The following is a 26286-nucleotide window of genomic DNA, read 5'->3' as shown; positions in this document are numbered from 1 at the left end:
CTGCCGGAAATGCTGAAGACAGCCGTGTTCGCGATTGGACTTGTCCTGCCGGGGGCCGTTCTTGCCGCCGACGCCACTGCACCTGTGCGTGAAATCATGAAGATGACAGAAGCGAACTGGTCCGAGCGCGGAGGCGAGTTTCAGGACATTTTTGACGCCAGCCGTTTGAAGGTTCTGTTCAGCTCTGATTTTGCTGCCCGTTACGAGAAGGCGATGCAGGGGGAATATGCCCGCGAGAGCGGTTCGCCTTTCGACTATGATGTAATCGTCAATGGTCAGGATGGTTGCCCGCTGAAAAACATAACGATCACCGCCGCTCCGCCACAGGGTGGAGTGACGGATGTGAAGGCCCGCTTTCAGGCGGTGACCTGTTTCGGGCAGGAAGCCGAGTATCAGGCTTACAACGAGACCTTGTTCAAGGTCGTCCTTGAGAATGGCAAGCCGGTAGTCGATGACATCGTGTTGTCGATGGATGGAGTACCTTTCTCCATCAAGTCGGAATTGGGAGCCACTGGCGGTCAGTAAGCTGAAGACAAGGCCGTCGATGAAAAGGGTGAAGGCCTGCCTGCCTAACCTTCGGTGACCAGAATCCTGCTGCTTTATTTATTTCGGGCAAGTGCCTGCTCTGGAGTCGATGTCGAGTCTCCCCGATTCCAGTTCAGAGTTATTCCGCCGAAGAGTTCGTTTTTTCAGCTTGCGGTGCTCCCGAGGAGCCAAGGTGATTTATTTAGCCTGGACGAATTTACTGAATTTTTATTCCGGTGCCCCGTAATTCCGCCAAGGGTAACGGGAGTTGAGTATGCCGGGGCTGCGCGGGGTTTTTCCCATCTGAAAGTTTCCACCAAGCTGGGTGGCGGTTTTGCCGCCATGATCGTTCTGACGGGCCTTGCTGGAGGCGCTGGTACGCTCGCCGTCCTGGATCTCAAGGAGAAGCAGGCCATCAGTGGTCTGGCGACGGAAGCGATCGCGGCGCTTCAAGAGGCATCAGCAGCAAGCCAGGCTTATCTGGCAGCGCCAGCCGAAGCTGCCGCACAAACGGCAGAAGACAGGCTCTCGGCATTGGCGGACCAGCTCAACCAGCTGCAGTCCCGCCTCGCTGACGGGCAGGCCCGCGCTGCAACACAGGCTGCCTCAGGTGCAGTCGCGCAGCTCCAGACGAACTTTACCGAAGTTGTCGGCACCATCGCGGCACGTCAGGCCCAGCTGGAGCGGCTAACAGCCTCTGCGGGCAAGCTCGACACCCTCGTCACGTCAATCAGCGACCAGATGCAGCAGGCGCAGCGCGCCGCCATTGATGAAAGCAAGAAGGCCGGTGGGACGCGTGACCGGGCCGACCGCGTGGTGCGGCCGCTTTCTGCCATTCTCGAAAATCTGCTTCTGGCCGAAATCACGCTGCTGCGTGCCCGCCCCGATGGCAATCTGGGCTTGATCGGGGAGGCCGTTTCGCTCAGCGGAGATCTGACGGATAGCGCTGCGGCAATAGCGAAGGTGAAGGGCAGCGGTGTTGAGCCTGCGGACCTCGCGGTTCTGACTGAGGGGCTGATGGTCTTTGCTTCCCGCCTGCAGCCGCTTGGCGCCATGGACAATCCCTGGGGCCGCCGTGCGGCTGTTGCGGTTCTGGCTGGTGAGCTGGAAGGGGTGCGGAAGCAAGCCGCCAGCCTTCAGCAGAGCCTGTATGACGTGCAGGACGCTGCCCGCAAGTCGGCTGCCTCTGCGCAGAGCCGGGCAGGGATCGTTGACATGGTGAAGGGCAACGTTGACAAGCTGACCCGCGCTGTCCTGGAGTTGCGCTCTGCCACAATGGAGACGCTGGCCGCCGATGGACCGTTCAAGCCTGATCCTGTGCTGAACCGCATGGAATCGCTGCGGACCTTGGCCGGCACACTTGCCGCAGACGCAGGTGCCTTTCCCGAAATCAAGCCCGCCGTCGAGGCCATTACGGCCGAGGTGGACATCTATGCGGCCGAATTCGCCGGCCTGACCGGTGCTCTGCAACAACTTGCCGAAACGGCTGCGGCGCTGGACGCCTTGTCTGCAGATGTTCGCCAGCAGATCAGCCAGCTCGCCAGCGCCCAGTCTCGGGCCGCCTTTTCCGCCGCCGACGGCGCTTTGGGCACGATTGGCGGCGCTGTGGCGCTCGCCATTGCTGCCGGCATTGCCCTTGCAGTTCTCCTGGCCATGCTCATCACCCGGCCGCTGCGCGCCATTGGCACACAGATGGAGCGGCTGGCAGAGGGACGTACGGACATTGACCTGTCGCAGGAGAGCCGCCGAGACGAGTTCGGCGGCATGATGCGCACCATCCGCGTCTTCCGTGACAACATTCTTGAACGCCAGCGGCTTGAAGAGGCCAATGAAAAGGAAGCACGTGCGCAGGTGGAGCGGCAGGAACGGATGACGGCCCTGATCACCAGCTTCCGCGACCGGGTGCAGGAAACACTTGCCGCCGTGAGTGAGACGGCCTCCGGTATGGAGGGTACGGCACAGGCTCTGGCGGGAATTGCAGGCGAGAGTGCGCGCCAGGCCGGTGACACGCTGGATGTCAGCGGTGTTGCGGCCCACAGCGTTGAAAGCGTTGCAGGCGCGGCAGAAGAACTGGCAGCCTCCATCGGGGAGATCGGCTCCCAGGTGCAGCGGACCAGTCAGGTCGTTGAAACGGCAGCTTCTTCCGTTGAAGATACCAACCGCAAGGTCGAAAGCCTGTCGGAAGCTGCCGACCGCATTGGCGAGGTCGTGACTCTGATCCGTGCCATTGCCGAGCAGACCAACCTCCTCGCGCTGAACGCGACCATCGAGGCGGCTCGCGCCGGAGAGGCTGGGCGGGGCTTTGCGGTTGTTGCGGCCGAGGTGAAGGAGCTGGCAACGCAGACCTCCAAGGCAACGGAAGAAATCTCCGGGCAGATCGCGGCCATTCAGGATTCCACGCGCGCGGCTGTCGATGCAATCGCCGGTATTTCCCGCACCATGTCGGAGGTGAACAGCTACACCACCGCCATCGCAGGCGCGGTCACACAGCAAGGTGCCGCAACGGGCGAGATCTCTGGCAATGTCCAGAGAGCTGCCGAAAGCACGCAGGCGGTTCAGGGCAACATGAATGCCCTTTCCTCAACTGTGGAGCAGGCGAGCGAGGCTTCCGGCCGTGTGCTGGAAGCCAGCGAGAAGCTCGCTGCCCGCACCTCGGACCTGCGCGGCGAAGTGGAACGCTTCCTCGAAGGTATTGCGGCGGCCTGATGCCAAGCCGTAGTGCATGGTAGCGGGGGCGCTGGTGTCAGCCGAGCGGCGGATGACGCCGCTTGACCGGCTGTGACTTGACGATCGAGGTGTTCGTCTCCGCCTTGTCGGAGATCCGGTCCAGCAGCTTGTCCAGTTCGTCAATCGACCGCACGGCAATTCGGGCAATGTAGCAGTCATCACCCGTCACTTTGTCGCATTCAAGGACCTGAGGCAGGTCGGCAATCATCTGCTGTACGATATGCAGTTTGCCCGGCAAGGGGCGAATGCGGGCGATGGCTTGCAAGGTGTAGCCCAATGCCTCGTGGGAGAGATCAACCGTGAAGGCACGGATGATGCCGCGCTCCTCAAGACGGCGCAAACGCTCTGATGTGCTGGGCGATGACAAGCCCGCAGCCTGAGCCAGTTCCTTCAGTGATACGCGTGCATCCTGGGTGAGGATATCAATGATCCGGCGGTCTGTTTCGTCAAGCATCGGTTTTTTGTCAGGTCTTTTGTCTATTTTGCCTTCGTAGGTAAGGCATTCATGAGCTCAGGCCTACTTTAGATTATATTTTGCGCTTCTGTCTGCCCTTATCATGAGGCCCTTCAGCACGGAGCGTCACAATGATAAGCACTCATGCCCGCGGAACGGCCGAAATGACCGCCGCAATGATCATCTCCGGAACGATCGGCATCTTCGTCGTTCTCTCCGGTCAGCCGGTTTTCAACGTTGTCTTCTGGCGTTGCGTTTTTGGCATGGCCGTTCTTCTGGTGGTCTGTGTGGGGCTGGGCCTGTTCCGGCACAGCATCATCAGCCTGAGGCAGGCAGGATTAGCGGCGCTTGGCGGGGTGGCCATTGCAGTCAACTGGATACTGCTGTTTGCCGCATACCCGCGGGCCTCGATTTCCATAGCCACGGCAGTCTACAACACCCAGCCATTCATGCTGGCAGTCATGGCGGCCGTGATTTTCCGGGAGAGGCTGACGGCCTCCCGGCTCGGTTGGATGATTTTGGCCTTCGCAGGCATGCTCGCAATCGTGCAGGGGCGTCCCGGGGCGGTGGCTGAAGCCGGAGCCGGTGGCTATCTGGCGGGAGTGGGGTTGGCTTTGGGGGCGGCGTTCTTTTATGCGGTTGCTGCCATTATTGCCAAAAAGCTGACCGGGATTCCGCCCCACCTGATTGCACTCATTCAACTGGCTACAGGGTTGATGATGCTGGCGCCGCTCGCGGACTTCGGGCAGATGCCGGCAGACCTCCATGCCTGGGCTCTTATCGTCACCTTGGGCGTCATCCATACAGGGCTCATGTATGTGCTGCTTTATGGCGCTATCCAGAAACTGCCAGCCAGCCTCGCCGGATCGCTGTCGTTCATCTATCCGGCCGTCGCCATCGTTGCGGACTTTCTGGTCTTCGGGATCCGGCTGGGGCCGCTGCAAATGGCAGGAGTCGCCGTTATCCTGCTGGCTGCCGCAGGTGCTGCGCTCGGCTGGTCCCTCAAGGGCCGCCCGGCTGAGCGGACAAGATCCTGCTAAACGAAAGCCGTCCAGCGCAAGGCGGTGTTTGGGCAGGGTAGTGATTTCGCTGTCCGCATAGCAAGAAAGGGCGCAGCTGAGGCGGCGCCCTTTCTTGCTGGCACGTCACAAAGGCTTGGGGTCAGTACCCCGATCCGCGCGTGAATTCGTTGACCACGGTCATGACGATGATCTTCAGGTCGCCGCGTGTGCTCTGGGACTTCAGATACTGCAGATCATACTCGAGCCGCATCGACGCATGGTAGGGATCGGTCGTCTCGCCGCGGAAGCCGTTGACCTGAGCAAGGCCGGTGATGCCAGGGCGCACCTGATGGCGGGTCAGATAGCGGGTATCGAACTCTTCGTAGAGCTTTCCTGCTGCCAGCATTCCCGGCACATGAGGCCGGGGCCCGACGAGAGACATTTCTCCCTTCAGCACGTTCCAGAGCTGTGGCAGTTCGTCAAAGTTCGACTTGCGCAGGAAACGTCCGATCGGTGTGATCCGTGGGTCGTTTTTCCGGGTCTGTGCAACGCCGGTCGCATCCTGCTTGGCAACATACATTGAGCGGAACTTGAGCGCCATGAACAGCTCGTTATTCCGGCCATAGCGCGCCTGACGAAAGATCACCGGGCCGGGGCTCGACAGTTTCACGCCAATGGCAAGTCCAGCCAGAAGCGGGCTCAGCAGAATGAGGCCGGCAGCACTGCCAGCAATGTCGATGCTGCGCTTCAGAAAAGGGCGTATACGCGCACGAAGGCCGCTTTGGATGCTGCTGGCTGCGGCCAGAGCATCCTGCAAGGCCGCTTCCGGGCGGGAAATGGCCGCTTGACGGATTGAGCTGGCGCCAGCTTTCGCCGCCGCAGGTGTCACAAGTTCAGCCGGTAGCGTGACACCATGCTGCCTTCCTGCCGCCAGAGGTCCGACGTGGCGTCCGGGAGCCAGATTGCGTTCGGAAAGAGCTCTGGAGAAGAAGGGTAGGCGTCTTGCGGGCTTCACCGGAGTTGAACGCTTGCGCGCTTCACCGTCCATAAACTCATGCACCATCGCAATCTCCAAACGCGTTAGAAATCAATGTGTCCCGTCCCTGACGGCAGTTTTAATCGGTGTCCGCTTCAAAAAAGGCGCGGTGTCTATCAATAGGAATAATGCTCAGATTTCATTTAACTTTTACGTAACACATCTTGCAGTGCAGTGCAATTGGTGTGCTGCGGCACTTTTAGGCATCTTTCCGCCGAGACAGCTCAGATTTCAGCCGCTTGCAAGCTTCGGCTTTCCTTCAGAGTGAAGTAGAGCCAAAGAAAACGTATGGAATGGTTGCCGGGCAACGCCATGTGCCCGGCAATGGACTTCAAGGTGCCAGGCATCCGGTTGATTTCTCAACTCCCGTTGATGCTTGTCCCGCGGGAGAGATGCCATTCGTGTTCATGGCACCCCTTTCTGTCACTCACTGTAATAATCGGAGTAGGCGCTATAGAATGAACGCTTGCCTTCTTGCTGGTTAAGAACAGTCAGAATTCGGCAGCGTTCATTCTTGGTCTGGTTCAGGCGTTGAATGGCATTGACGCACATGCGCTGCGGGGTCCTGGCCCAGCGGATCACGAATGTGATGACATCCGCATATTTTGCAAGATAAAGCCCGTCAACCACCGGCTCTATGGGCGGAGAGTCCAGCACGATGTAGTCGAAGCGGGGGCGTGCAGTCTGAATGAGACGGGAGAATTTCTCCCGGGTGAGCAACTGGTCCGTCGGTACGTCGGCCCGGCGCGCGCCCACGACGGCTGTGAGTGACGTTTTCGGGTCGGATCTGACGATGTTCTGCAGCAGCTCATCCGAACCGATGTCACCAATCAGGAAGTCTACGAGCCCATTGGAGGGCTCGATGTTCAGGTGGCGCTGGATGCTCGGCTTGCGGAAGTCGCAATCAATGATCAGTGTGCTGGCTCCTGAAAGCGCCAGCGTCCGGGCCAGCGAGAGGGCCAGCGTCGACTTTCCTTCTCCAGGCATGGCCGAGGACAGCATGATCACGCGCCCAGGCTTTTTGGCATCCTCGGGCTGCTGTGCCATAGAATTCTGGAGCGCGTTATCAAGCGTGGCGCGGAGTCTGCGGATGGATTCCGCATACATCGACAAGGGACTGTCGACCAGCGCGTCGGAAATCGAATGGGCCACGGCCACGTTGGATGCATGCCGGGGAACCGACGTTGCAAGCGGAAGACGGGTAACTGCCTGAACCTGCTCCTCGTCTGTAAAGCCGCCGACATAGTTTTCGAAGATGAATGCCAGGGCAAAGCCGGTCCCGATTGCAAAAAGGACTGCGACACCAAGGATCAATGTTACCTTGGGAGAACTGGGTTTGTTTGGCGGAAACGCGGGGAAACGACGCGGCTGTCGGCAATCTGCAGGGCTGCCTCGGTCTCCAGTGCCTGAGATCTGGCGAGCAGTGTCTGATACTGCGTTGTGGCGTTTCGGGATATCTGCTGGAGGCGATATATCTGCGCCAGCATGTCCGCCGGCAGATTGCTGTTCAGGATCGCAGTGCTAAGCTCGCGCCGCAATGTGTCTGCTTCCTGCTCGTATGTTGCGGCTGAGTTTTGCAGCTGCTCGAGCGCAGAGGTGCTCTGCTCCCGCAGACCGGTGTTGATCTTGTCCAGCTCCTCGCGCAGGTTGATGGCACGTGCCGACCCATTTTCTGCCTGGGCGAGACTGCGCTCCAGTTCCATGCGCTGACGGTTCAGCTCCGCAACAGCTGCGTTCTGGAGGTTGTCGGCAACGCTCTGCCAGTCGCTTTGCGATACGCTCTGCCGCAGGGCCTGGGCCCGGCTTTCGGCTGTGGACCGTTCTGCCAGAAGCTGATCGATCCGCCCGCGCATAGTGGTGAGATCTGTGCGTCCCGTTTGTTCGGCAATCGCGCTGACATTCGCCAGGATGAAGTCGTCGTAGGCTTTCTCGGCAGAGATGACGGCGCTTTCGGCGTCTGTCACCTGACGCTGCACAATATCGCGCGACTCCCTCGTATTCGAGGTCTTGGATTCGATTTGCAGACGGATGTAAGTGGCAGTGATCGCATTGGCCAGTTCAGCCGCTCTGGCGGGGGTCTCGGAGCGCACGCTGACCGCAATCAGGTAGGTCAGGCCACGGCGCGACACAGAGACATTGTTCTTGAACTTGGCCAGAACGTTGCCGAGTGCTTCCTCTCCGGCAGGCAGCTTCAGATCCTTGATGCGCAGGAATGCGAGCAGCTTGTCCCGAAGGCCGATCTTCACGCCGAACTCGGGATCCGTCACCAGCCCCTTTTCGGCAATCACGGACAGAAGAACAGCATCTGAGTCAACAATCTCAACTTCGCTTTCAACGCGCGCGCTGTCAGCGGACGTCGAGCCGAGGGCGCTGCTGGGATCAAGAAGGTTCTTCCGGCTCGGGTCTACGAGGACGAGGGCAGTGCCTGTGTAGAGCGGCGTAATCGAAAACAGTGCAATTCCCGCGACGGCCAGAACGATGGCGATGGTCGCAATGATCAAGCGGATCTGGCGGCGGACAATGCCGAAAACATGGCGGAAATCAATCTCTGCGTCATCCATGAAAAGAAATCTTTCCTGTCAAACTGAGGGGAAGGCTCAGGTCTTGGGTCAATGATTGAAGACAAAAACATTATCGCGGAAAGTCATACTTGAGCGGTGCCCATACGTCTAGCACCGGTCTGGAGAAAGGAAATGCCCCCATCATAGGTCACGCGAAGTGCAGTCAGTATTCCGGTCGCATAGGCACCAGTATCGATGGCGATGCGGTTCGAATGTACCTCGGGCGCCTCAACGACCGTGTGACCATGCACGACGATGGCGCCGTGGTCGGTGGTGCTGTCCAGGAAGTCCCCGCGAATGCGGGTCAGGTCGATATCATTTTGCAGGGAAACCGGCACACCGGGCCGGATGCCGGCGTGGGCAAGGATGACGCCAGGCATGGAACAGGCTGTCGGCAGGCTATCCAGCAGCTGGAAGTGCTCCTCCGGCACATAGCTTCGCAACAAGGCAGACGCAGTTTTCGGGTTGCGGCGCATGCCTTCGATCTCCTGCGTGCTCATGCCATAGGAGAAGAGCGCTTCCTGGCCGCCATGGGCGAGCCATGCGATGTTCGCTTTCGGGTCTTCCAGAAAACCGAGCATCATAAGCTCATGGTTTCCGGCCAATATGATGCGCTCCATGCCGCCACGGGGTGGGGCCAGCATGCGGTCAAGCATCTGCGCCGACGCAGGGCCGCGGTCGACCAGATCGCCAAGCAGGATCATTTGCGCTGGACCAGAAAAGAGGGCTGCATCGGCCAGGATCATGGCCTCAAGCTCTTCAAAAAGATCAATGCGGCCGTGAATGTCCCCGATGGCGTAGAGGACCTGAGGCCGGTCATCGCGCAGGATGACACGCGGGTTGGCTTTGCTGCCGTCAGATGTGGCACCCGAAAACAGGCTGCTGAGCGCTGAGAGAAGACGTTTCACGCTCAACTCCCGCCTTTCGCGGTGGATCGCGCAGAAACCTCGCGGGCGCCCGCATACCCCAGTCCGAGAATGATCACGAAGAGAAAAGTGACAGCTTCGATCTCAAGACTGAAGTCGACGAGCGAGTGAACGGCGCCCAGGACGACGGCGCCTGCAGCTGCGCAGATTTCAATCTGCCTGTTGCCGCGGCGCAGGCTGGCACCCAGCAATGAGGCCATGATGACGGCTATGATCATCATCGGCAGAGAGCCGAAAATGACCCCCAGTTCGCTCCAATGGGCAAGATAGGTGGAATGGGCCCTGTCATAAACAACGGCGGTGGACTTGGGCATGACGTTGTAAAGTGGATAGGCAGCCTCGAAGCTGCTGGCGCCGAAACCGAGCAGCGGCCTGTCCCTGATCATGTCCAGGGTATTTTCATAGACGGCAATGCGGGTATCCGCATCGCGCTCGACAGCCAGGCTGCGCTCCAGCGTGCCCTGTCCATAGATGGCAATCATGGCAAGTGCGCCGGACACCAGAAACACGAGTCCGGTCAGGCGTCCGCGAAGGCTTGAGAGCCGCAGCAGAATGGCCGTCACAAGGCCGCATCCTGTTGCGAAGAGCCCCATTCGGGAGTTTGAGGCTGCAAGTGCTGCGATCATGATGATGAATGCGGTCGCAGCCAGCACCTGTGATGAAGAGAGTCTGAACTTGAGTTTCGCCTGGCCACTGCGCTGGCCTACGCCTCGCAATTGCGGTGGAGGAACGCCGGGTTCATCTGCTGATGGCGGCAGGGCAAGCAAGGCAGCAATAATGGCGCCGAAGCCGATGAACGTTGCAAAGGAGTTGCGGTTTACGAAGGTCCCGGTCGCGTCGCCCATGTACTGGCTCTTCTCGATGAAGAGCACCCCGTCACCAAGATAGAGCAGGGCAACGATCGCGTAGAGTGCCTGCAGTGTCACGATGCCAGTCAGGAACAAGGTGATCCGCCGCGCCCGGTTTTTGCGAACGCCTGCCTGAGCTGCAAGGAAGAACAAGACTCCGTAGGACAGCCAGCGCAGCAGCGCCAGAAACGTGTCGCCGGGAACCAGACTGGCGCTGGCGCTTTCAAATGTTGCGCCCGTCTGCCCCATGAAGGTGAAACTGCCCGCCGGGATCATCTGGAACAGCATGAATGCGGCAACGCCAACAAACGGGATTGCCACAGGCCATGCCGATGACAGCGGCATCCGCAGCTTGCCGCCACCAGAGCGGCCGAGCTCAAAGCAATACAAGGAGAACACGAGTCCCAGAACCAGCGCCCAGAGCGCCCAGAAAACGGGCCTGTTGCTGCCCAGTGGCACCGGGGCGACGAACATAACAGCAATAAGAACGCGGCCCGCCATGTCATTGAGGCGCGTTGTGCCGCTCCCCCTGCCGACAGGCCACCTCGGGAAGTTCTGCTCCTGCTGCTCAACATCTGCTGATCTCTTGAAACACTGTTTTGTCTTGTTGAGGCCTGTCAGGAATCCTGCCGGGACAGTGCGCGCAGCTGCTTAAGAAACTGCGCCTTCGCGTCATCTGGCAACCTGTCTATTATGCCAATCAATGCCTGTTCGTTGTCCCGGTTCAGCTTGTAGATTTCGGCCAGCCGGGCAGAACCGTTCCGTGACATTGCCAGCAATGTCACGTCCGGGGCCAAAACGGTCTGGGCTGCCTCACCCATTCCGGCAAGCCTTGGAAGCAGGAAACGGATGCGTGAAACTGCCAACCAGCCCTCGCCGGCAGAGGCTTGCTGAGAGCGTCTGAGCGCGTCGGCGGCAGCGGACATATCCCCGATCGCGTCCTGGGCCTTGGCGCGAATGAGCCAGGCAAGTCCATCTGCTGGGGAAGCCGTGTTCACGGCCTCTGACAGGGCCAGACAGTTGCGCGCCCCGGCCAGCCGCTGGTCCTGAGGCAGCAGCCGGGCGTAAACCGAGGAGAGCGCCTCGTCGCAATCGCGCATCAACAGCTTGTTCGCGTAGGTTGAATGACTGACATGAGCCGCGCCGTTGTAAAGCGGCTCCAGCCGTTCTGCCATGTTGCCGGAGCGTGTGAAGAAGGCACTGCTCTCACCAAGTACGGCATAGAGGCCTGCTGCAGCCATGCATACACCGGCGAGGGTGCCAGTAAACGCGCCGATGACTGAAAAATTAACTCTACGGGATGCCAAGGCTAAAATCACTCTGCATTTTCGCCTGCTACGCAAGCGCACCGTGAACCTGAAACCATGGTGATGCGTTTAGCACGGCCGCGTCTGTCATCTACATCACGATATCGCGTATCACATTGGAAATCAGAATAGAAACAGAAGGCCGGGATGGTCAGATCCGCCCCGAAAGTGCCGGGGTGCAGGGCTTGTGCTGCGTGTGGGCTGTGGTAACCATGAACGCTGGCTGGGTTAACGAGATCTTTAAAATCTGATGACAAATATCAGAGGTTATGGCATACGGGAACTTGATGATGCCGGACTTTACGGCATGCGCGTGTTTGCGTGAATTAATTTATAGTTTTAGGAGAAACAATATGGCTGTTTTCAAGCTGGCTCGGATTGGCGTAGCTGCCGCGATGATCGCGGGCGTTTCCTTCCCGGCATTTTCCCAGGCTCAGACAGTAGAGGCTGCCGTTGCAGGCTGCGCTTCCGGTGGCGATTGTGCCGCTCTGGTGCGCTCAGTTCTTGCCAACGTTCCGGCTACTCAGCGTGCAGCCGTGATCGCAGAGCTGGCTGCTCAGCTCGCGGAAATTCCCGATGCAGGCACCAGTGTGGCGGCTGGTATTGAGGCTGCCGCAGAGTTCAGCTCTGATGCTGGCCAGCGCGAACAGTTGGCAAATCTTGCCGAGACTGTTTCCAGCAATGCTGGTGCAGGCGGCAACCAGAACACCATCGATACCGAGACTGCTGCCAGCGGTGGCTGATCAGGGTGTTCTATTGTATTGCAGCGCCGGATCGCTGTGAAACAGGCGCTTAAGTTTTGTGGGGCGCTCCATCACTGGAGCGCCTTTTCTAATGCACACGTCCCGAAAGTCTTGAGCTCCGTTGTGAGGCGGAGTGTCACCAGGGTCTTCGTCTCGGACTCGGCTTAGAGCCGCTCCCAGGTACGGGGGTCTGACGAGGCAATGGCGAGCCAGCGGTAGTTGGTCTGCTCGCGGGTGACGACTTCATCCTTCGTATTGTCAAGGACGAGGTCGCCCTTGCTGGTGCGAACCACAAGAACAGCGTGGCCTTCACCATTGCGGGTCTTGACGACGGCCATGCGCAGAGCGCCCGCCGGGATGCCCATGCGGATCAGGCGGCTGCGCTTCGTCAGGGCGAAATCTTCGCAATCTCCAGCCGTGCCGCCAATCTTCCAGACTTCACGTTCGTCCTGTGTCCACTTCATGGAACGGTTCACGGACAGATTGACCCGTTGCACCTTGGCTGCAAGTGCGGCCGTATAGGGGACGGAGGTTGCCCCCTTCGTCTTGCGGCACTCTGTGCTGTTGCGCAGGCAGAAGATCTGATAGGCGAGCGGTGCACGAGCCGTGTTCCTCGGTTCGATGCGAGAGACTTCTGGCTCTCCCAGAGCCCTTGTGCCGCCGAACCAGCCGGCATGTGCTGGTTGGCTGGCGAGTGTGCTCAGCATAATGGCCGTTGCGGCGGCTGCAAATACTCTATTCAACATGGCCTGCACCCCCGTATTGATTTGAGAATGTCTGCAGCCTTGCGTGAAAACTTTTCGGCGCAGGACTTTCCCTTGATCGTGCCCTGTTGATACAGTGCTTCCTCCTGAAACCACTTTAAGCGGATAGGGACAATTTTATCGAAGTTCGTTTTTTCCGGCGCGTCATGAGAAATGGCAGGGCAAGGGAGCCGTTGCGGAAGTTCAAGCCTTGTTAATGATTTCCAGTCTATGAATCGAATTGCTCAAATGCCGTGGATTTCTGCGGGCAGCAGTGCCCTTGGAGACAGACACCGGCAGTCGGCCGGTGTGGAGTATGTGATGACTGGAACCCTTGTTCTTAGCCTTCTCGGTGGTGGGATCTATTGCGTCATTGCCGGCTTCTTTCTGACCTTTTCCTTCGCCGAGCTCGTTGAGACCCGCAACTCCTCCCGCATTTCCGCCGCGCTTTGTGTGGCTTCCGCGCTGTTCTGGCCTGTTGCGCTTGCCGTAGCGACACTTGCCGCACTGATGATGCGGCCCAAGACTGGCGTTGTTCTTCGGCAGCAGGTGCGCCCAAGCACCGCAAGCCAGTCTACAGAACGTCTCGCAGCCTGAAATCTGTCAGGGAAGTTACTGATTTCACTCGCGACTTTTGATGCCAATTTCTGCTCGCGCTTCGCCGTTTTCCTCTGTATGAGAAAAGCAGTGTTAAGCGTGGGGATCTGTGGTGACGGAGCTTGGTCAAATGGCTGCGGCGGGTGAAACTGCCATTGATTGCAAGCCTCTGATCAGTCTCGCGCTTGAGGCCGGTCGAGCAATTATGGCTATTTATGCCGGGGCTCACGAAACGGCAGAAAAGAAGGACGGGTCACCTGTTACACAGGCCGACCAGGCCGCCGAGGCTATTATTCTCAAGGGCCTTGCACAGGCTTATCCGGATGTGCCCGTGATTGCCGAGGAGGCAGTTTCGGCAGGATATGTTCCGGCTGCAGCAAGCCGTTATTTTCTCGTAGATCCGCTTGATGGTACCCGCGAGTTCATCAGCCGCAACGGCGAGTTCACCGTCAACATTGCACTGATCAACGGGGGCGAGCCGGTCGCTGGTGTCGTCTATGCACCTGCATCAGGTGAGATCTACTGGACCGGCGGCGCGGAAGCACGCATGGCGAAGGTAAGCGCGGAAGCCGAGGATGCGGGAGAGGGGATCGCGATGCACGTTCGCGCTGCACCTCAGGCCGGGCTGACCGTGCTGGCCAGCCGGTCACATGCCTGCACACGCACGAAGCAGCTGATTGAGCAATTGCCTGTGTCTGATGTCATTTCGGCAGGGTCTTCATTGAAATTGTGCCTGGTCGCTGCGGGGCGTGCGGATGTCTATCCGCGCCTGTCTCCGACCATGCAATGGGACATTGCTGCCGGTCACGCGGTTCTACGTGCGGCCGGCGGAAGGGTTTTATCGCTTGCCCCGGACGGGGCATATGCCAGTGAACTCGCGTACCACGCTCCCGCCTCCCGGGATGGCAGCGGGCTCGAGAATTCTGCATTCATCGCAATCGGCGATCCGGAGCTCGCTCCGGTGGTTCTGAAAGCAAGTCATATTTGATTAAATGAGGTTGCCGCCATGCGCGTGACAATGATTGGTACAGGATACGTCGGGCTTGTTTCCGGCACCTGCTTTGCGGATTTCGGTCACACCGTCATTTGCGTCGACAAGGACGCGAGCAAGATTGACGCCCTGAACAAGGGGCAGATTCCGATCTATGAGCCTGGCCTGGCCGAGCTCGTTGCCAAGAACGTTCGCGAAGAGCGTCTTTCCTTCACTACCGATGCAGCGGAAGCCATCGCCGGAGCAGATGCTGTGTTCATCGCCGTGGGCACGCCGTCACGCCGGGGCGATGGGCATGCGGACCTGAGCTATGTCTATGGCGCGGCCGAAGAGATTGCTGCCGCCATCAAGGATTTCACGGTCGTGGTGACCAAGTCCACGGTGCCGGTCGGCACTGGTGATGAGGTGGAAGACATCATCCGCCGCGTCAATCCGGCGGCTGACTTTGCCGTTGTGTCCAATCCGGAGTTCTTGCGCGAAGGCGCGGCCATCGAGGACTTCAAGCGTCCGGACCGTATCGTCGTGGGCACCGAAGACCAGCGCGCCGTGCAGGTGATGCGCGAGCTTTACCGCCCGCTTTATCTCAACGAGACGCCGATCCTGGTGACGCGCCGCCGCACGTCCGAGCTGATCAAGTACGCTGCGAACGCCTTCCTCGCCGTGAAGATCACCTTCATCAACGAGATGGCTGACCTTTGCGAGAAGGTGGGCGCGAACGTTCAGGAAGTGTCGCGCGGTATCGGCCTCGACAACCGCATTGGTTCCAAGTTCCTGCATGCAGGCCCCGGTTATGGCGGCTCCTGCTTCCCGAAGGACACGCTGGCCTTGTCCAAGATCGGCCATGAGGCTGGCTCGCCGGTGCAGATCGTCGATACGGTGATCAAGGTCAATGATGACCGCAAGCTGGCCATGGCCGACAAGGTGATCCGTCATCTGGGCGGTGACATCGCCGGCAAGACGATTGCCGTGCTTGGCCTGGCTTTTAAGCCGAATACTGACGACATGCGCGAGGCGCCTTCGATTCCGATCGTCAAGCGCCTGCAGGAAGCTGGCGCAATGATCCGCGCCTTCGATCCGGTGAGCATGCACGAGGCGTCGAAGTCCATGACGGACGTGATGTTCTGTGACGGTCCGTATCACGCCGTTGAGAATGCCGATGCCGTAGTGATCGTGACCGAATGGGATCAGTTCCGCGCGCTGGACCTGAACCGGCTGAAGTCGATCATGCGTGCGCCGAATGTCATAGATCTGCGCAACATCTACCGCCTCGATGACATGACCCAGCGCGGCTTCAACTACGTCAGCGTCGGCCGCAGCTACTGATATCCGAAGGGCCCTATGAAACAGCAATGCCCCGGTAATTAGCCGGGGCATTCTTGTTTTAGAGCGGGGACTGGTTTCAGTTTCCGTCCACGACCTCCACAGTCACGCGGCGGTTGAGGGCGCCCTTGGGGCCAAAGCGTCTGGTCTCGCCGCCGGTGACAACGTTGATCCTGTCCGCGCCGATGCCTTGTTCCTTGAGGAAGTCCGCCACAGCGTTCGCACGCACGCTGGCAAGAGCCTCGTTCATCCTGCGAGGACCTGCGATGCTGCTATAGCCAGTGATCTCCAGCTTGCAGCCTTCCTTGGCAGTCAGCTCCGCCAGTGTCTTGAGTTGCGGCACGGCATCGCCGGGAAGATCCGAGCGGTTGAGCGGGAAGCCGGAGATGCTGAGCGTCTTCGGTGCGCACTTGGCCTTCGGGTTGGGTGTTGCGGTGTTTGTTGAAGCCTTGGACTTCGGGGCATTTGGCACTTTTTCAGGAGTTGCGGGCGCTGCGGCCTCAATCTGCGGGCTGGTTGCAGGAGTAGCTCCTGGCTGAGCTGTCTCAGTCTCAGTCTCAGGGGAAGTTGGGGCTGCTGAAGCCGTTTGTGCGGGCGCACCTGCTTCGGTTTGCTGTGGCTGTGTACCAGACACTGCCTGTGCGGATGCCGGAAGCCAGCCGGTTGCAGGTGGAGCAATTACGGCAACACTCGAGTTATTGCCAAGCCGTGCGCCGCGGGGTCCTGCCGCGTCATCCTTGGGTTGAGCCTTGTCGAGTACCTTGATGTCCTGCGCGGCCACCTTCACGCTTCCGACTTCCGCCGACAATACGTAGAGATTCCGGTCCATGCCTGTGCCGGCACCTCCCCATTTGTCATTGGTGAAACTCACCGTAAGGGAGAGGTTCTTTCCCAGATCTTCAGAGTCGATCGGGATGGAGACAACTTTCTGATAGTCCTGCCAGTCGGCCAGTTTGTAAATGGTGCCTTCTTTCGCTGTATCAATTGCGTTTTCGACAGAGCCTTTGGCGATCTCGCGGTCGCCGTACCTGATTTCGTAGGCGGGTGGGCCGTCAAACGCCTCTCCGGCCAAAATGATTGTAACATTTATGCTTTCGGCCCTGACAGGTAAAACCATAAGAGACACGCCGGCAAGAGAAACAGCGGCGAGCCGGGCGAGAGAATGACAGGTTGAAATCATCTTGTCCGCTCCACGAATAAAATTACGCCGCGGCATTTAGGCCAGAAAATGCGGCGGCAAGATGAACCCGCAGGACGCCGTTCAGGCGTCTTGCGTGACGGCCTCGGGTTCGCGGCAAACATCGACCCAAACGGCATCGGTCAGTTCGGCCATGCGTTCTGGCGTGATGCAGACGGCAGCGTTGACTGCCCCTGCCGCAGGGTAGACCACGTCGAAGGACTTCAGGGAAATATCGCAGTGAACCTTCAACGGACGGGCGAGACCGAAGGGGCAGACGCCGCCGACCGGATGGCCGGTGATCTCTTCCACCACATCAAGCCCAAGCATCTTTACCTTGCTGCCGAACGCTGCCTTGGCCTTCTTGTTGTCGAGCCGGGCGTCGCCGCGCGCTACCAGAAGAACCGTTTCGTCCCCTACAGCGATGGAGAGGGTTTTGGCGATCTGCGCCGGCTCGACGCCAAGGGCTGCCGCGGCTTCCAAAACGGTGGCGGTGCTGGCGTCCTTCACCATTACCTCGATATCCGGTGCCTTGCTGGCAAAGAAGGCGCGTACGCTTTCAAGGCTCATTGTCTTCCCCTGCAACTCTGGTGATGGTCTGCGTACCGAACCGTTCGGTTCTCTGGCGGAAGAGTACTTATGGGCTGTCTGACTGTCCAGCCCTTCGCCTCACATCCGCAGCGTCCCTGCGTCCCCAGAGATGGAAGCCTTTCCCGGACGGGCAGTGGAGAGCTGCTCCGTCCCGGAAGCTATGCCCCAGAGGCAGATGGAGGCAGGATTGTCATCACCAACAACCATGCGGTCAGGCAAAATGGGCGCTGGTATGGAAGGTCGGGGGCAGGGGTGCTCAGGTTCCTTACCAGCAAGTTCGGCGGCAAGAGCCGCACCAACAAGATGAGCGATGCCAAAGCTGATCTTGAAGCCACCGGTGGCAGCAAAGATGCCATCGAAGCCGGGGATGCGTCCAACCAGCGGATCCCGGCCAAACGGCTTTGGCCGCACCCCGGCCCAGGTCTCCACAAGTTCACGGCCCTCAAGGGCCGGACAAAAGCGGATGGCACGGGTGAGCAGAGCCGCGGCAGGGCCCGGCTCCGCTTCGGTGTCCGTACGTCCGGCGATCGCAGTGCTGCCGATAGCGACGGTTCCATCCCCGTGGGGCACAACGTAGAGGCCGTCGCAATAGACGGCAGGCATGCCGGCAAGCTCCGGGGCCGCAATGCGAAGAGCCTGTCCCTTTTCGCCCTCGCCAAGCGGCTTGCCGGTCAGCGCCTCCAGCATGGCAAAGCTGGAAAAGCCCTGCGCCAGAACAATGGCGCCGGCGCTCAGCACCTTGCCATCCGCGAGGGTGACGGAAGGAGCGCTGCCGCTGCCGCTGCCGCTGACGCTGGCGACGGGCGTGCCGGTGATAAGGCGTCCGCGCGTGGAAAAGGCCTTCGCCAGCGCCTGAAGATATCGGCGGGGGCTGATGCGCGCGGCCAGCGTCTCACGCACAACGCCATAGGGCGCCGCCTCGGGGGCCAGCCAGGCAGCGTGGTCCCCGCCTCCTCGATGTCGTAGGCAAAGCCAGTCACCGGCGTATTCCAGTGCGTCCGCGCCTCAGCCGCCCGGGCGTGGTGATGCGCAAGAAGATCCGCCGTGGTGATGGGAAGAACCCGGCCGCAGCGGCGGTAGCCGGTCTCAAGGCCCGTCTCGTCCTCAAGCTGGGCAATGTGTCCCTCAAGACCGGCAAGGGCTTCAAACTGAAAGGCTTTCTTGGCGTTCCAGCGGGCGGGCATATGCGGCATCAACGCGCCAAGAACGCCCCCGCTGGCGCCTGACCCGATTTGATCAGCCTCCAGCAGCGTTACCGAGAGGCCTTCCTCTGCCGCTGCCCGTGCAGTCGATAGGCCGAAGACGCCTGCGCCAATGACCAGAACATCCGGTGCCCCCTGAAGGATGGCGGGCCTGGGCTGCTGGGTCATGCGGGGCGTCCTTGGCTTGTGCGATGGTGGGGCGAAAGGATGGATTGGCTTTGACATCAGCTCCGGAAGTGATGCAAGCCAAGCAAACTGTAACGAACCGATCAGTAGCGCATGACACAGGCAGGGCAAGAGGAATTGAGTGCTGTAGTGCCGCAGGCAGGCACAGCGCCGGAGCTGGAGTGGCTGGAAGACGGGGTGCCCCGCGCCGGGCATTTCGGAGATACCTATTTCTCCCGTGCGGGTGGTCTGGCCGAGACTGGCCATGTGTTTCATGCCGGAAACGGCCTGCCGCAGCGTATGGCAGGGCGCCGAAGCTTCAGTATCGGTGAACTTGGCTTCGGCACTGGGCTGAACCTGCTGGCCACGCTGAGGCTGATCCGAACGCTGGACATGCCACCGCGGCTGACCTTCCTGTCCTTCGAGGCCTATCCCATGACGCTCGGGCAACTGGAGCGGGCGCATGCTGCCTTTCCGGATGTGGCCGGAGAAGCAGCCGAGCTGCGGGCGGCCCTTGCTGACGTGGCCGCAGGTGAAGCTGCCCTGAGGCCGGGCTGGCATCTGGCCGTCATGGACGGCGCGCACTTGTGGCTCGGTATCGGAGACGCGCGCTGCCTTCTGCCTGAGTTGGTATCGGGGCAGGGGCCTGAGAAACTACTGTCCATGTTGCCGGCCGACGCGTGGTATCTCGACGGCTTTTCCCCTGCGAAGAACCCGGAGCTTTGGAGTCCGGAGCTGATGGCAGGTGTTCACGGGCTGACGGCGGAAGGCGGAACCTTTGCGACCTATAGTGCCGCCGGATGGGTGCGGCGCAATCTTGAGGCGGCAGGTTTTGAGGTAGAGCGGGTCAAGGGATTTGCGGGCAAGCGGCAGATGATGCGGGGCTTGCGGCGCTGAGCGCTTCAGAAGCCGATGGAGAGACGCCCCGTGGCGCTCCAGCTTTGACTGCTTGCGCCGATATCAGACACCTGGCCGCCCAGATTGAGGCTGGCTCCCCGGCGGCCGGCAAAGTTGATGCCGAGGCTGGCGCTGGTAAGAGCAGACCAGGTTCCTGCCGCCATTGGTTCGGTGTTCGGCTGGCTCAGGTCATGAGCTTGAGAGTAACGCAGGTTGGCATAGACGCCCGCGTAGGGGAGGCCTTGATATAGGGGGTAAGCGTCTGCGTGATGCTGGCCCGTGCGCCCAAGGTCGTGCGCCCAAGAAACACGTCCATGGCCTCAATCGAGGTGCCGTTGCTGGCCTTGAAGCCGCCATGCCGCTCATAAGCGCCATAGAAGCGAGCTTCCGGCGAGAGGGTAACGGGGCCAAATGTCTGACGGCCTCTCAGGCCGGCGCCCAGAAGATAGCGTGAGCCGGAGAAACTGCCGTCAATGCCATCAGAGCGGCCCTTGTACGTGAGGCCCGACCATGCGGCCATGGTGGTGAGCGTCAGCGCTGGAGTCAGCCGCCAGCCGGAATAGCTGCCAAGTGTGGTGCCTTCACCGATGAGGCCGGACTTGGCGGAGCTGTAGCCGTAATCGAAGCGCTCGGAACCGGCCATGACGCCAAGGATTGTGTCCGGCGCCACCCGGTACCCGACGCCAGACAGGGCATTGATCTGACTGCCCGTGCTCTCCGGGCCGCCACTCAGCCAGCTGCCGCGCACGGTGGCCCAGGCTGTCCACGGGCGCTGTACCGGGACAGGCTGGCGGGTGGCGGCAAGCGCCAGCTTTTCATCCATTCGCAGCTTGCGGAAGAGTTTCCGGTTGCGTGCCGCATTCTCTTTGGCGGCGATGCCTTCGCCAAGGTTGAGCGTGATGTAGCCCGGTGCTGCTGCAAAGAAGCGGCCACTGCCAAAACCGGAAGTAACGCTTCCGCCTACCACATCACTTATGGTGCTGGCCGAGGCCGCGAGGGCTGAGAGCGACGTACGGCCCTGAGCCTGCCGGAAGCTCTGGATGCTGGCAGCTTCAGGGCTCAAGGGGGCGGTCTCGCGCGATGGAACGCAGGCAGCGGTTACCGTCACCGTGTCGAAGTGGAGACCCTCGGTCCGGAATTGCAGCGTCAAAGCACTGACTTCCCGCTCAATGGTGCGGGTGATCGTCATCGCGCCGGAGGGGGCGGCAGATCTGGGGGCTTTGCCTGTTTCAGACAGGGTATAGCGATAGGGAGTGCTGCTGTTCGGCGTGAAGGCGATGGTCACGGTATCGCCGCTGCCGAAGCCGTATACTGTCCGGTCTATCTGATTGAGATTGGCGGACATGGCGTTGAAATGCCCGGCGTTGATCTCGAGGCATCCTTGCGAGACCGCCTGTGCATTCGCCGGTACCTCTGCTGCCATGAACAGAATCGCGGTCACAAGAAGCCCGTACCTCATACGCCGGGAACTGAAGATCGGGTAAGGCACGGGACTAACTCCGTGAAATCCTAAATCAAAACAATGTCCTTACTTTGCCGAAAACTGGCAAAGCTGCGCTCCTGTCAAAAGATGGACTGTCTGTTTGGTGTTTGTATGGCGATCCTGGAGAAAAATATTGCAAGTTATTATGAAATAAATGCTCGATTATTTTCTATTGATTTTTGGCATTCTACAAAGAGAACCCTCTAGAAGACTTTAAAATAAAAATGCCGCCGGAAGGTCCGGCGGCATTTGCTTCAGATGTTGAAAGAAAATCAACCGCGGCCAATGAACGGCATATTTGTGGCCATCACGGTCATGAACTGGACATTGGCTTCCAGCGGCAGGCTGGCCATGTGCAGCACGGAATTGGCGACATGAGCCACATCCATCACCGGTTCCGGGGCGATGGTGCCGTTGGCCTGCGGCACGCCTTTCTGCATTACTTCCGTCATGTCCGAGGCGGCATTGCCGATGTCGATCTGGCCGCAGGCGATGGAGAAGGGGCGCCCGTCGAGCGAAAGGGTGCGGGTGAGGCCGGTGATGGCGTGCTTGGACGCGGTGTAGGCGACAGAACCCGGACGCGGCACAGCGGCAGAGATGGAGCCGTTGTTGATGATGCGCCCACCCTGCGGTGACTGGCGCCGCATCATGCCGAAGGCGCCACGGGCGATGAGGAAGGCGCCGTAAACGTTCACGTCCAGCACCTTGCGGAAATCTTCCGGCTTCATGTCATCAATCAGGGTCGAGGGCAGGCTGATACCGGCGTTGTTGAACACCACATCCAGACGGCCGAACCGCTCTCCGATGCGGGCGAAGAGGCCATCGGTGAAGCTTTCGGTGCTCACGTCTCCGGCGAGGATCAGAGCCTTTTCAGCGGCAGCTCCCGAGCGGGCGAGCGTGTCCGCAAGTGCATCCTCGCGGCGGCCGGTGAGAACCACATTCGCGCCAGCCTTCAGGAACGCAATGGCGGTGGCACGGCCAATGCCGGAGCTTGCGCCGGTGACGAGAACGGTCTTGCCGGTGAAATCCATGAAACATCTCCCTTAGGGCCGCAAGCCTGTGCGGCCATGTTGTCTGACAACTTCGGCAGCAAGCTAGCCCGCAGGCCAGCCCTCCGGCAAGACCGGAACGGGCCAAAAGTGTTCAGCAACGAGGGAAAGCTATTCCGGCGTGGCAAGCGCTGCCGCATCTGCCTGGTTCATGCCGAGGCGTACCTGAGCCAGATGCTCCACGTGGGCGCGCAGATCCGCCGAACGTTTCATCAACGCGCGGAAGTCTGCTGCCGAGAGCACAAGAAGATTGCAGTAGCCAAGCGCCACCACATCGGCACTGCGCGGCTGGCCAGTCAGAAGAGCGATTTCGCCCACCACGTCGCCGCGTCCGACCGCGTGCGTGCCAAAGGCGGTGCGCACCTCTGCCGCTCCCGATGAGATGAAATAGGCCGCATCGCCCTTCTCACCCTTGCGGATGATGTACTCGCCGGGCGTTGCAAAGCGCGGACGCATAAGCCGGACGATCTCCTCGCGCTCAGCATCCTTCAGCCCGGAGAAGAAGGGATTCTGGGCAACGAGATCACGAGTCTTCAAGCCAAGGTCCAGACGCGGACGGCTGCCGCCCGTGGTGCGGCGCTGGGCCAGTTCGTGCTTCAGGTCGTTGTAAAGCTCGGTACCAATCAGCGTCTGGGTATAGGCGTCGGAATAGGCTGCCTCCTCGAAACGCTGGCCGGTGCGGCGCAGGAAGTCCAGCTCCAGTGCGTCGGCGTAATCGGGATATTGCAGGCGCATGGCATCCAGCCCCTGGACGATGTCCTCGCGGCGGATGTCGAGTGTTTCATGCAGGATCGAGGCAACGCGGTCGCCCAGCAGCGGCTTGATGCGGTTGCTGTTGAACTCGATCAGCTCATTCAGGACGATGCGGGTCAGCAACAGCCGTTCGAAACGGTCGGCCACAAGGATGCGCAGTGGCAGGTCGATTTTCAGCCAGCGCTGTGTCCATTGGGCAAGGCGGAACAGCTTGCCGAAGGAAACGATCCTCCGGGCAGAGCGATTGTAGCCGGTTCGCCCCTTGAGGCGAGCCTGATCGGCGATGCGGCCGACAATGGCCAGATGGGTTGTGATGGTACGATTGGAGACCGTGCCTTCGCGGAAGTGTTTGAGAACGAGCACCCTTTCCCGGTCGGCAAGGGCGATGAGGCCCAGAAGCACGCGCTCGCGGTCCATGATGTCTTCTGCAAAGGCGTTGATTTCTGCCGCCTCTGCCGATCTCGCCGCATAATCATCGCTGACCTTGCGGGCGATGGCATCTGAAATGGAATAGGTGTGCGCGGCCTCATCCACCTCATCCCGCACGTCCGACAGGGCAAGAGCCTGGAACTGGTGCCGAAGAGCCTGATCCAGCGGTGACAGGGTATTGAGCTTCAGAAGCTTGATGAGCGGCTTCAGTGTGGTGCCATAGATCAGCAAGGTGAAGAGCACGAAGCTGGTCGCCAGCACTGCCACGAAGCGTTGCACATCATCCGGCAGGGTCCGGTGCTCCGTGATTGACAGCGCCAGGATCAGCGTCACCGCGCCGCGCATGCCACCCCAGAGGATGACGGTCTTGTAGCGTGTATTGACCGGTTCGCTGAGCTTCATCACCTCCAGCAGAGGCATGATCCCGAATATCACGACCGCACGTGCGGCAAGGGCGGCAACGATGAGGACGACCAGCAGCAGGGCGTCCAGCATCCGGAAGCCTGTCAGTAGCTCGGGGATCAGGATCGAGGCGAGCACGAAGATGAGAGAGCTCGCCCAGAATGCAATCTGCTCCCAAACATCATGCAGATAGGACCAGGCATCCGGTGTGATGCGGGCCGGGCCGTAAAGGTTGAAGACGATGCCGCTGGCGACCACGGCGACCACTGCCGAAACATCTGCGAGCTGCTCGCTGACCACGTAGACGAGATAGGGCAAGGCGACGGAAAAGGTGACCTGCGCCAGCTTGTTCTCCCGCATCATCGGCAGGAAGGCCACCGCCCCGCGCCCGACAACGAGGCCCAGAAGGATGCCGCCGACGAAGGAGCGGAAGAAGGTGGCGATGGCAGCCATCGGTTCAGGGGTTTGCGAACCGGTCAGCATGCCCAGCAGGATGACGAAGAGCACGATGGCTGCGGCGTCATTCAACAGGCTTTCGCCTTCAACAAGGCGTCCGAGGCGCCCCGGAGCGCCAATGTCTCGGAAGATGGAGACAACGGCCACTGGATCGGTGGTGGCAACGATGGCGCCCAGCAGCAGGCAGGCCACCAGGGAAACGCCCGCCAGCGGGAACAATGCAAAGCCGATAATCGCGGTCGCCACCAGCACGGCGATAACCGCCAGCAGGAGGATCGGAACCCAGTCTTCCAGGATCCGCCGCACGTCCAGCGTCAACGTCGTCTGGAAGAGCAGCAGCGGCAGGAAGATGTAGAGCACTGTCTCGGAGTCGATCGGCGGATCGACGAAGACGTAGGCCAGCGCATTGAAGGTGTCGGTCCGCGGTGTGTAGAGCAGATAGGCCGCCAAAACGCCGATCATGGCACCTACCGCCGCAATGAGGACGCTGGGCGCAAGATCAAGCCGCCGCGCCAAGGGCTGCAGCAGAGCAATGACAACAAGGAGGCTGGCGAAGGCCGCGACGACGACAGGAGTGTGCATGTGCCTATCTTGGCTGGCGATGTGGCAAAATGTGGTTAAAATTCTCTGCCTGACTGCATTAAACGCAGTTTTTTATGTGCTTATCCCTCTCCTGACGCAGAGGAGGCCTCCTGTGCCCTTCGCCGCTCGGACAGCCAGATGCCGGTGAACACCAGACCCAGCGCAAGGGCATGGTAGAGGTGGAAAGGCTCGCTCAGGATCATGACGGCGAGAATGGCCCCGAAGATGGGCACCAGATTGATGAAGATGCCGGCCCGCGCCGGGCCGATCAGCTCTACGCCGCGCATGAAGAAGATCTGCGACAGGAAGGATGGAAAAATGGCAATGAACAGCACGATCAGCCAGCCCTTTGGCGTCGGCCACAGGGCATTGCCGGACATCACCTCATAGATTACTGGCGGAATGGACGCTGCGGCAGAAATGAGCGCCATGACGCCGAAGAATATGGCGCCTGGCACCAGGGGGCGGTTGCGCAGGGCGAGGGTGTAGCCCGCGTAAAAGACGCAGGCGATCAGCATGATGCCGTCGCCCACGTTGATCTCCAGAGCCGCCAGATTGCTCAGATCGCCCTTGGCGGCCACCAGTGCGACGCCCGTCATGGTGACAAAGATGCCAGCCACCTGCAGCGCCACCACCCGTGTGCCGAAAGCAATCATCGCTCCGATGAGCACAAGCGCAGGCATGGCCCCCTGAATGATGCCGAGGTTGACGGCAGAAGTGGAATGGGCGGCAATGTAGAAAAGCATGTTGAAGCCGACAAAGCCGAAAAGGGACATGAGCGTCAGATGCGGGAAATAGGGGCGCATCTGCGGCCAGTGTTGCGCAATGCCCTTGCGCATGGTCAGGACCACGATGCTTCCCACGATCGCCCACCGCAGGAACACGATGACCATGGGCGATACTTCGCCAATCGCCATCTTGCCCGCCACCGAATTACCGCCCCAGGCCAGCGTCGCCAGCATAAGCATGAGAACAGGACGGTCGTAGGCGCTCCGCAGGAAGCGTGAAAGCGGCTGGATCATGATTGCTCCATGACGGTCGCCTCCGAAGGGAGGTTCCGGCGCCTGCTGGCGCGTCTGGCTGGAAAATTGGACGTTGTGCGGTGTGCCCAAAGAAGTTGCACGGCTGATCCGCCGCTGGCAAGCGGCACCTGCCTGAAAATTCCTTTCGGCCTTGTGTTTGCCTCAAGGGCTTCCAGCCTTCCCAACGGGCGCCGGGCAAAGTGATTTATTCCCTCAGGGAAAAGGTTCTGTGGGATTTCATTGGATTGACGCAAGAGCGGTGCGCGGAGAGAGTGCTGGCATGATGCGGAGGAATACCC

24 protein-coding genes and 1 pseudogene are annotated in these 26286 nt (G+C 60.2%); 8 read left to right on the top strand and 17 right to left on the bottom strand.

Annotation, left to right across the window (positions count from 1 at the left end):
- The first annotated feature begins 9 nt into the window (after positions 1–9).
- Both ACQB61_RS13110 and ACQB61_RS13105 read left to right on the top strand, forming a co-directional pair.
- On the top strand, positions 10–525 hold the full coding sequence (locus ACQB61_RS13110) for a hypothetical protein (protein ID WP_430512972.1): 516 nt from the start codon (positions 10–12) through the stop codon (positions 523–525).
- 342 nt (positions 526–867) lie between these two features.
- Positions 868–3231, top strand: coding sequence for a methyl-accepting chemotaxis protein (locus ACQB61_RS13105; RefSeq protein ID WP_430512971.1), 2364 nt, complete (start codon positions 868–870; stop codon positions 3229–3231).
- A gap of 37 nt (positions 3232–3268) precedes the next feature.
- On the opposite strand, the gene ACQB61_RS13100 is transcribed toward ACQB61_RS13105, so the two are convergent.
- On the bottom strand, positions 3269–3706 hold the full coding sequence (locus tag ACQB61_RS13100; RefSeq protein ID WP_430512970.1) for an Lrp/AsnC family transcriptional regulator: 438 nt from the start codon (positions 3704–3706) through the stop codon (positions 3269–3271).
- 164 nt (positions 3707–3870) lie between these two features.
- Between ACQB61_RS13100 and ACQB61_RS13095 the strand changes: the two genes are divergently transcribed.
- Positions 3871–4746 (top strand): DMT family transporter, encoded by an 876-nt coding sequence (locus ACQB61_RS13095; protein ID WP_430512969.1) that lies wholly within the window; start codon positions 3871–3873, stop codon positions 4744–4746.
- 121 nt (positions 4747–4867) lie between these two features.
- Here the strand turns inward: ACQB61_RS13095 and ACQB61_RS13090 are convergent, their stop codons facing one another.
- The 6 genes from ACQB61_RS13090 to ACQB61_RS13065 form a co-directional block, all read right to left on the bottom strand.
- Positions 4868–5770 (bottom strand): sugar transferase, encoded by a 903-nt coding sequence (locus tag ACQB61_RS13090; protein ID WP_430512968.1) that lies wholly within the window; start codon positions 5768–5770, stop codon positions 4868–4870.
- Positions 5771–6166: 396 nt separating this feature from the next.
- Positions 6167–7057 (bottom strand): CpsD/CapB family tyrosine-protein kinase, encoded by an 891-nt coding sequence (locus ACQB61_RS13085; protein ID WP_430512967.1) that lies wholly within the window; start codon positions 7055–7057, stop codon positions 6167–6169.
- Between the two features lie 2 nt (positions 7058–7059).
- Positions 7060–8304, bottom strand: coding sequence for a GumC family protein (locus ACQB61_RS13080; protein WP_430512966.1), 1245 nt, complete (start codon positions 8302–8304; stop codon positions 7060–7062).
- A gap of 83 nt (positions 8305–8387) precedes the next feature.
- Positions 8388–9212, bottom strand: a complete 825-nt coding sequence (locus ACQB61_RS13075) for a metallophosphoesterase (protein ID WP_430512965.1) — start codon at positions 9210–9212, stop codon at positions 8388–8390.
- Between the two features lie 2 nt (positions 9213–9214).
- Positions 9215–10579: an O-antigen ligase family protein gene (locus tag ACQB61_RS13070; RefSeq protein ID WP_430512964.1), complete on the bottom strand. Its 1365-nt coding sequence runs from the start codon at positions 10577–10579 to the stop codon at positions 9215–9217.
- A gap of 116 nt (positions 10580–10695) precedes the next feature.
- A complete protein-coding gene (locus ACQB61_RS13065; protein WP_430512963.1) occupies positions 10696–11427 on the bottom strand; it encodes a hypothetical protein in 732 nt (243 codons plus the stop codon).
- 311 nt (positions 11428–11738) lie between these two features.
- Here ACQB61_RS13065 and ACQB61_RS13060 point away from each other — a divergent pair, with 311 nt between their 5' ends.
- Entirely contained in the window at positions 11739–12128 is a 390-nt protein-coding gene (locus tag ACQB61_RS13060) for a hypothetical protein (protein ID WP_430512962.1), read from the top strand.
- Between the two features lie 164 nt (positions 12129–12292).
- On the opposite strand, the gene ACQB61_RS13055 is transcribed toward ACQB61_RS13060, so the two are convergent.
- On the bottom strand, positions 12293–12874 hold the full coding sequence (locus ACQB61_RS13055) for a transglutaminase-like cysteine peptidase (protein ID WP_430512961.1): 582 nt from the start codon (positions 12872–12874) through the stop codon (positions 12293–12295).
- A gap of 318 nt (positions 12875–13192) precedes the next feature.
- On the opposite strand from ACQB61_RS13055, the gene ACQB61_RS13050 reads away from it, so the two are divergent.
- The 3 genes from ACQB61_RS13050 to ACQB61_RS13040 all read left to right on the top strand — a co-directional run bounded on the left by ACQB61_RS13050 (position 13193) and on the right by ACQB61_RS13040 (position 15782).
- Complete coding sequence (locus tag ACQB61_RS13050; protein WP_430512960.1) at positions 13193–13468, top strand: hypothetical protein; 276 nt, start codon at positions 13193–13195, stop codon at positions 13466–13468.
- A 112-nt stretch (positions 13469–13580) separates the two neighbouring features.
- Positions 13581–14456 (top strand): 3'(2'),5'-bisphosphate nucleotidase CysQ, encoded by an 876-nt coding sequence (gene cysQ, locus ACQB61_RS13045; RefSeq protein WP_430512959.1) that lies wholly within the window; start codon positions 13581–13583, stop codon positions 14454–14456.
- Positions 14457–14474: 18 nt separating this feature from the next.
- A complete protein-coding gene (locus tag ACQB61_RS13040) occupies positions 14475–15782 on the top strand; it encodes a UDP-glucose dehydrogenase family protein (RefSeq protein WP_430512958.1) in 1308 nt (435 codons plus the stop codon).
- Between the two features lie 76 nt (positions 15783–15858).
- On the opposite strand, the gene ACQB61_RS13035 is transcribed toward ACQB61_RS13040, so the two are convergent.
- From ACQB61_RS13035 to ACQB61_RS13020, 4 genes and pseudogenes are all read right to left on the bottom strand, one after another.
- Positions 15859–16959, bottom strand: a complete 1101-nt coding sequence (locus ACQB61_RS13035; RefSeq protein WP_430512957.1) for an OmpA family protein — start codon at positions 16957–16959, stop codon at positions 15859–15861.
- Between the two features lie 81 nt (positions 16960–17040).
- On the bottom strand, positions 17041–17526 hold the full coding sequence (locus tag ACQB61_RS13030) for a YbaK/EbsC family protein (protein ID WP_430512956.1): 486 nt from the start codon (positions 17524–17526) through the stop codon (positions 17041–17043).
- A 99-nt stretch (positions 17527–17625) separates the two neighbouring features.
- Positions 17626–18447: an NAD(P)/FAD-dependent oxidoreductase gene (locus tag ACQB61_RS13025; RefSeq protein ID WP_430512955.1), complete on the bottom strand. Its 822-nt coding sequence runs from the start codon at positions 18445–18447 to the stop codon at positions 17626–17628.
- Between the two features lie 173 nt (positions 18448–18620).
- Positions 18621–18917 (bottom strand): annotated as a pseudogene (locus ACQB61_RS13020) (NAD(P)/FAD-dependent oxidoreductase); the annotation flags it as partial.
- A 111-nt stretch (positions 18918–19028) separates the two neighbouring features.
- Here ACQB61_RS13020 and mnmD point away from each other — a divergent pair.
- Positions 19029–19811 (top strand): tRNA (5-methylaminomethyl-2-thiouridine)(34)-methyltransferase MnmD, encoded by a 783-nt coding sequence (gene mnmD, locus ACQB61_RS13015; protein ID WP_430512954.1) that lies wholly within the window; start codon positions 19029–19031, stop codon positions 19809–19811.
- 5 nt (positions 19812–19816) lie between these two features.
- On the opposite strand, the gene ACQB61_RS13010 is transcribed toward mnmD, so the two are convergent.
- The 5 genes from ACQB61_RS13010 to ACQB61_RS12990 form a co-directional block, all read right to left on the bottom strand.
- On the bottom strand, positions 19817–19975 hold the full coding sequence (locus tag ACQB61_RS13010; RefSeq protein ID WP_430512953.1) for a hypothetical protein: 159 nt from the start codon (positions 19973–19975) through the stop codon (positions 19817–19819).
- A gap of 20 nt (positions 19976–19995) precedes the next feature.
- Positions 19996–21252: an autotransporter outer membrane beta-barrel domain-containing protein gene (locus tag ACQB61_RS13005; RefSeq protein ID WP_430512952.1), complete on the bottom strand. Its 1257-nt coding sequence runs from the start codon at positions 21250–21252 to the stop codon at positions 19996–19998.
- Between the two features lie 314 nt (positions 21253–21566).
- Positions 21567–22325: an SDR family oxidoreductase gene (locus ACQB61_RS13000; RefSeq protein WP_430512951.1), complete on the bottom strand. Its 759-nt coding sequence runs from the start codon at positions 22323–22325 to the stop codon at positions 21567–21569.
- Positions 22326–22454: 129 nt separating this feature from the next.
- A complete protein-coding gene (locus ACQB61_RS12995) occupies positions 22455–24965 on the bottom strand; it encodes a cation:proton antiporter (RefSeq protein WP_430512950.1) in 2511 nt (836 codons plus the stop codon).
- An 80-nt stretch (positions 24966–25045) separates the two neighbouring features.
- Positions 25046–25987 carry a DMT family transporter gene (locus ACQB61_RS12990; RefSeq protein ID WP_430512949.1) on the bottom strand — a complete coding sequence of 314 codons (942 nt, stop codon included), beginning with the start codon at positions 25985–25987 and terminating at the stop codon, positions 25046–25048.
- Between the last annotated feature and the right edge of the window lie 299 nt (positions 25988–26286).

The organism is Pannonibacter phragmitetus, from assembly GCF_050510895.1.
Classification (GTDB): domain Bacteria; phylum Pseudomonadota; class Alphaproteobacteria; order Rhizobiales; family Stappiaceae; genus Pannonibacter; species Pannonibacter phragmitetus_B.
The sequence above is the reverse complement of the archived record's forward strand: the minus strand, read 5'-3'. Positions and strand labels throughout refer to the sequence as shown.

Coding starts and splice junctions, on each gene's coding strand:
- ACQB61_RS13110 (WP_430512972.1), top strand. CDS start 10: ATGCTGAAGACAGCCGTGTTCGCGATTGGACTTGTCCTGCCGGGGGCC.
- ACQB61_RS13105 (WP_430512971.1), top strand. CDS start 868: ATGATCGTTCTGACGGGCCTTGCTGGAGGCGCTGGTACGCTCGCCGTC.
- ACQB61_RS13100 (WP_430512970.1), bottom strand. CDS start 3,706: ATGCTTGACGAAACAGACCGCCGGATCATTGATATCCTCACCCAGGAT.
- ACQB61_RS13095 (WP_430512969.1), top strand. CDS start 3,871: ATGACCGCCGCAATGATCATCTCCGGAACGATCGGCATCTTCGTCGTT.
- ACQB61_RS13090 (WP_430512968.1), bottom strand. CDS start 5,770: ATGGTGCATGAGTTTATGGACGGTGAAGCGCGCAAGCGTTCAACTCCG.
- ACQB61_RS13080 (WP_430512966.1), bottom strand. CDS start 8,304: ATGGATGACGCAGAGATTGATTTCCGCCATGTTTTCGGCATTGTCCGC.
- ACQB61_RS13070 (WP_430512964.1), bottom strand. CDS start 10,579: ATGGCGGGCCGCGTTCTTATTGCTGTTATGTTCGTCGCCCCGGTGCCA.
- ACQB61_RS13060 (WP_430512962.1), top strand. CDS start 11,739: ATGGCTGTTTTCAAGCTGGCTCGGATTGGCGTAGCTGCCGCGATGATC.
- ACQB61_RS13055 (WP_430512961.1), bottom strand. CDS start 12,874: ATGTTGAATAGAGTATTTGCAGCCGCCGCAACGGCCATTATGCTGAGC.
- ACQB61_RS13050 (WP_430512960.1), top strand. CDS start 13,193: ATGACTGGAACCCTTGTTCTTAGCCTTCTCGGTGGTGGGATCTATTGC.
- ACQB61_RS13040 (WP_430512958.1), top strand. CDS start 14,475: ATGCGCGTGACAATGATTGGTACAGGATACGTCGGGCTTGTTTCCGGC.
- ACQB61_RS13035 (WP_430512957.1), bottom strand. CDS start 16,959: ATGATTTCAACCTGTCATTCTCTCGCCCGGCTCGCCGCTGTTTCTCTT.
- ACQB61_RS13030 (WP_430512956.1), bottom strand. CDS start 17,526: ATGAGCCTTGAAAGCGTACGCGCCTTCTTTGCCAGCAAGGCACCGGAT.
- mnmD (WP_430512954.1), top strand. CDS start 19,029: ATGACACAGGCAGGGCAAGAGGAATTGAGTGCTGTAGTGCCGCAGGCA.
- ACQB61_RS13010 (WP_430512953.1), bottom strand. CDS start 19,975: ATGGCGGCAGGAACCTGGTCTGCTCTTACCAGCGCCAGCCTCGGCATC.
- ACQB61_RS13000 (WP_430512951.1), bottom strand. CDS start 22,325: ATGGATTTCACCGGCAAGACCGTTCTCGTCACCGGCGCAAGCTCCGGC.
- ACQB61_RS12995 (WP_430512950.1), bottom strand. CDS start 24,965: ATGCACACTCCTGTCGTCGTCGCGGCCTTCGCCAGCCTCCTTGTTGTC.
- ACQB61_RS12990 (WP_430512949.1), bottom strand. CDS start 25,987: ATGATCCAGCCGCTTTCACGCTTCCTGCGGAGCGCCTACGACCGTCCT.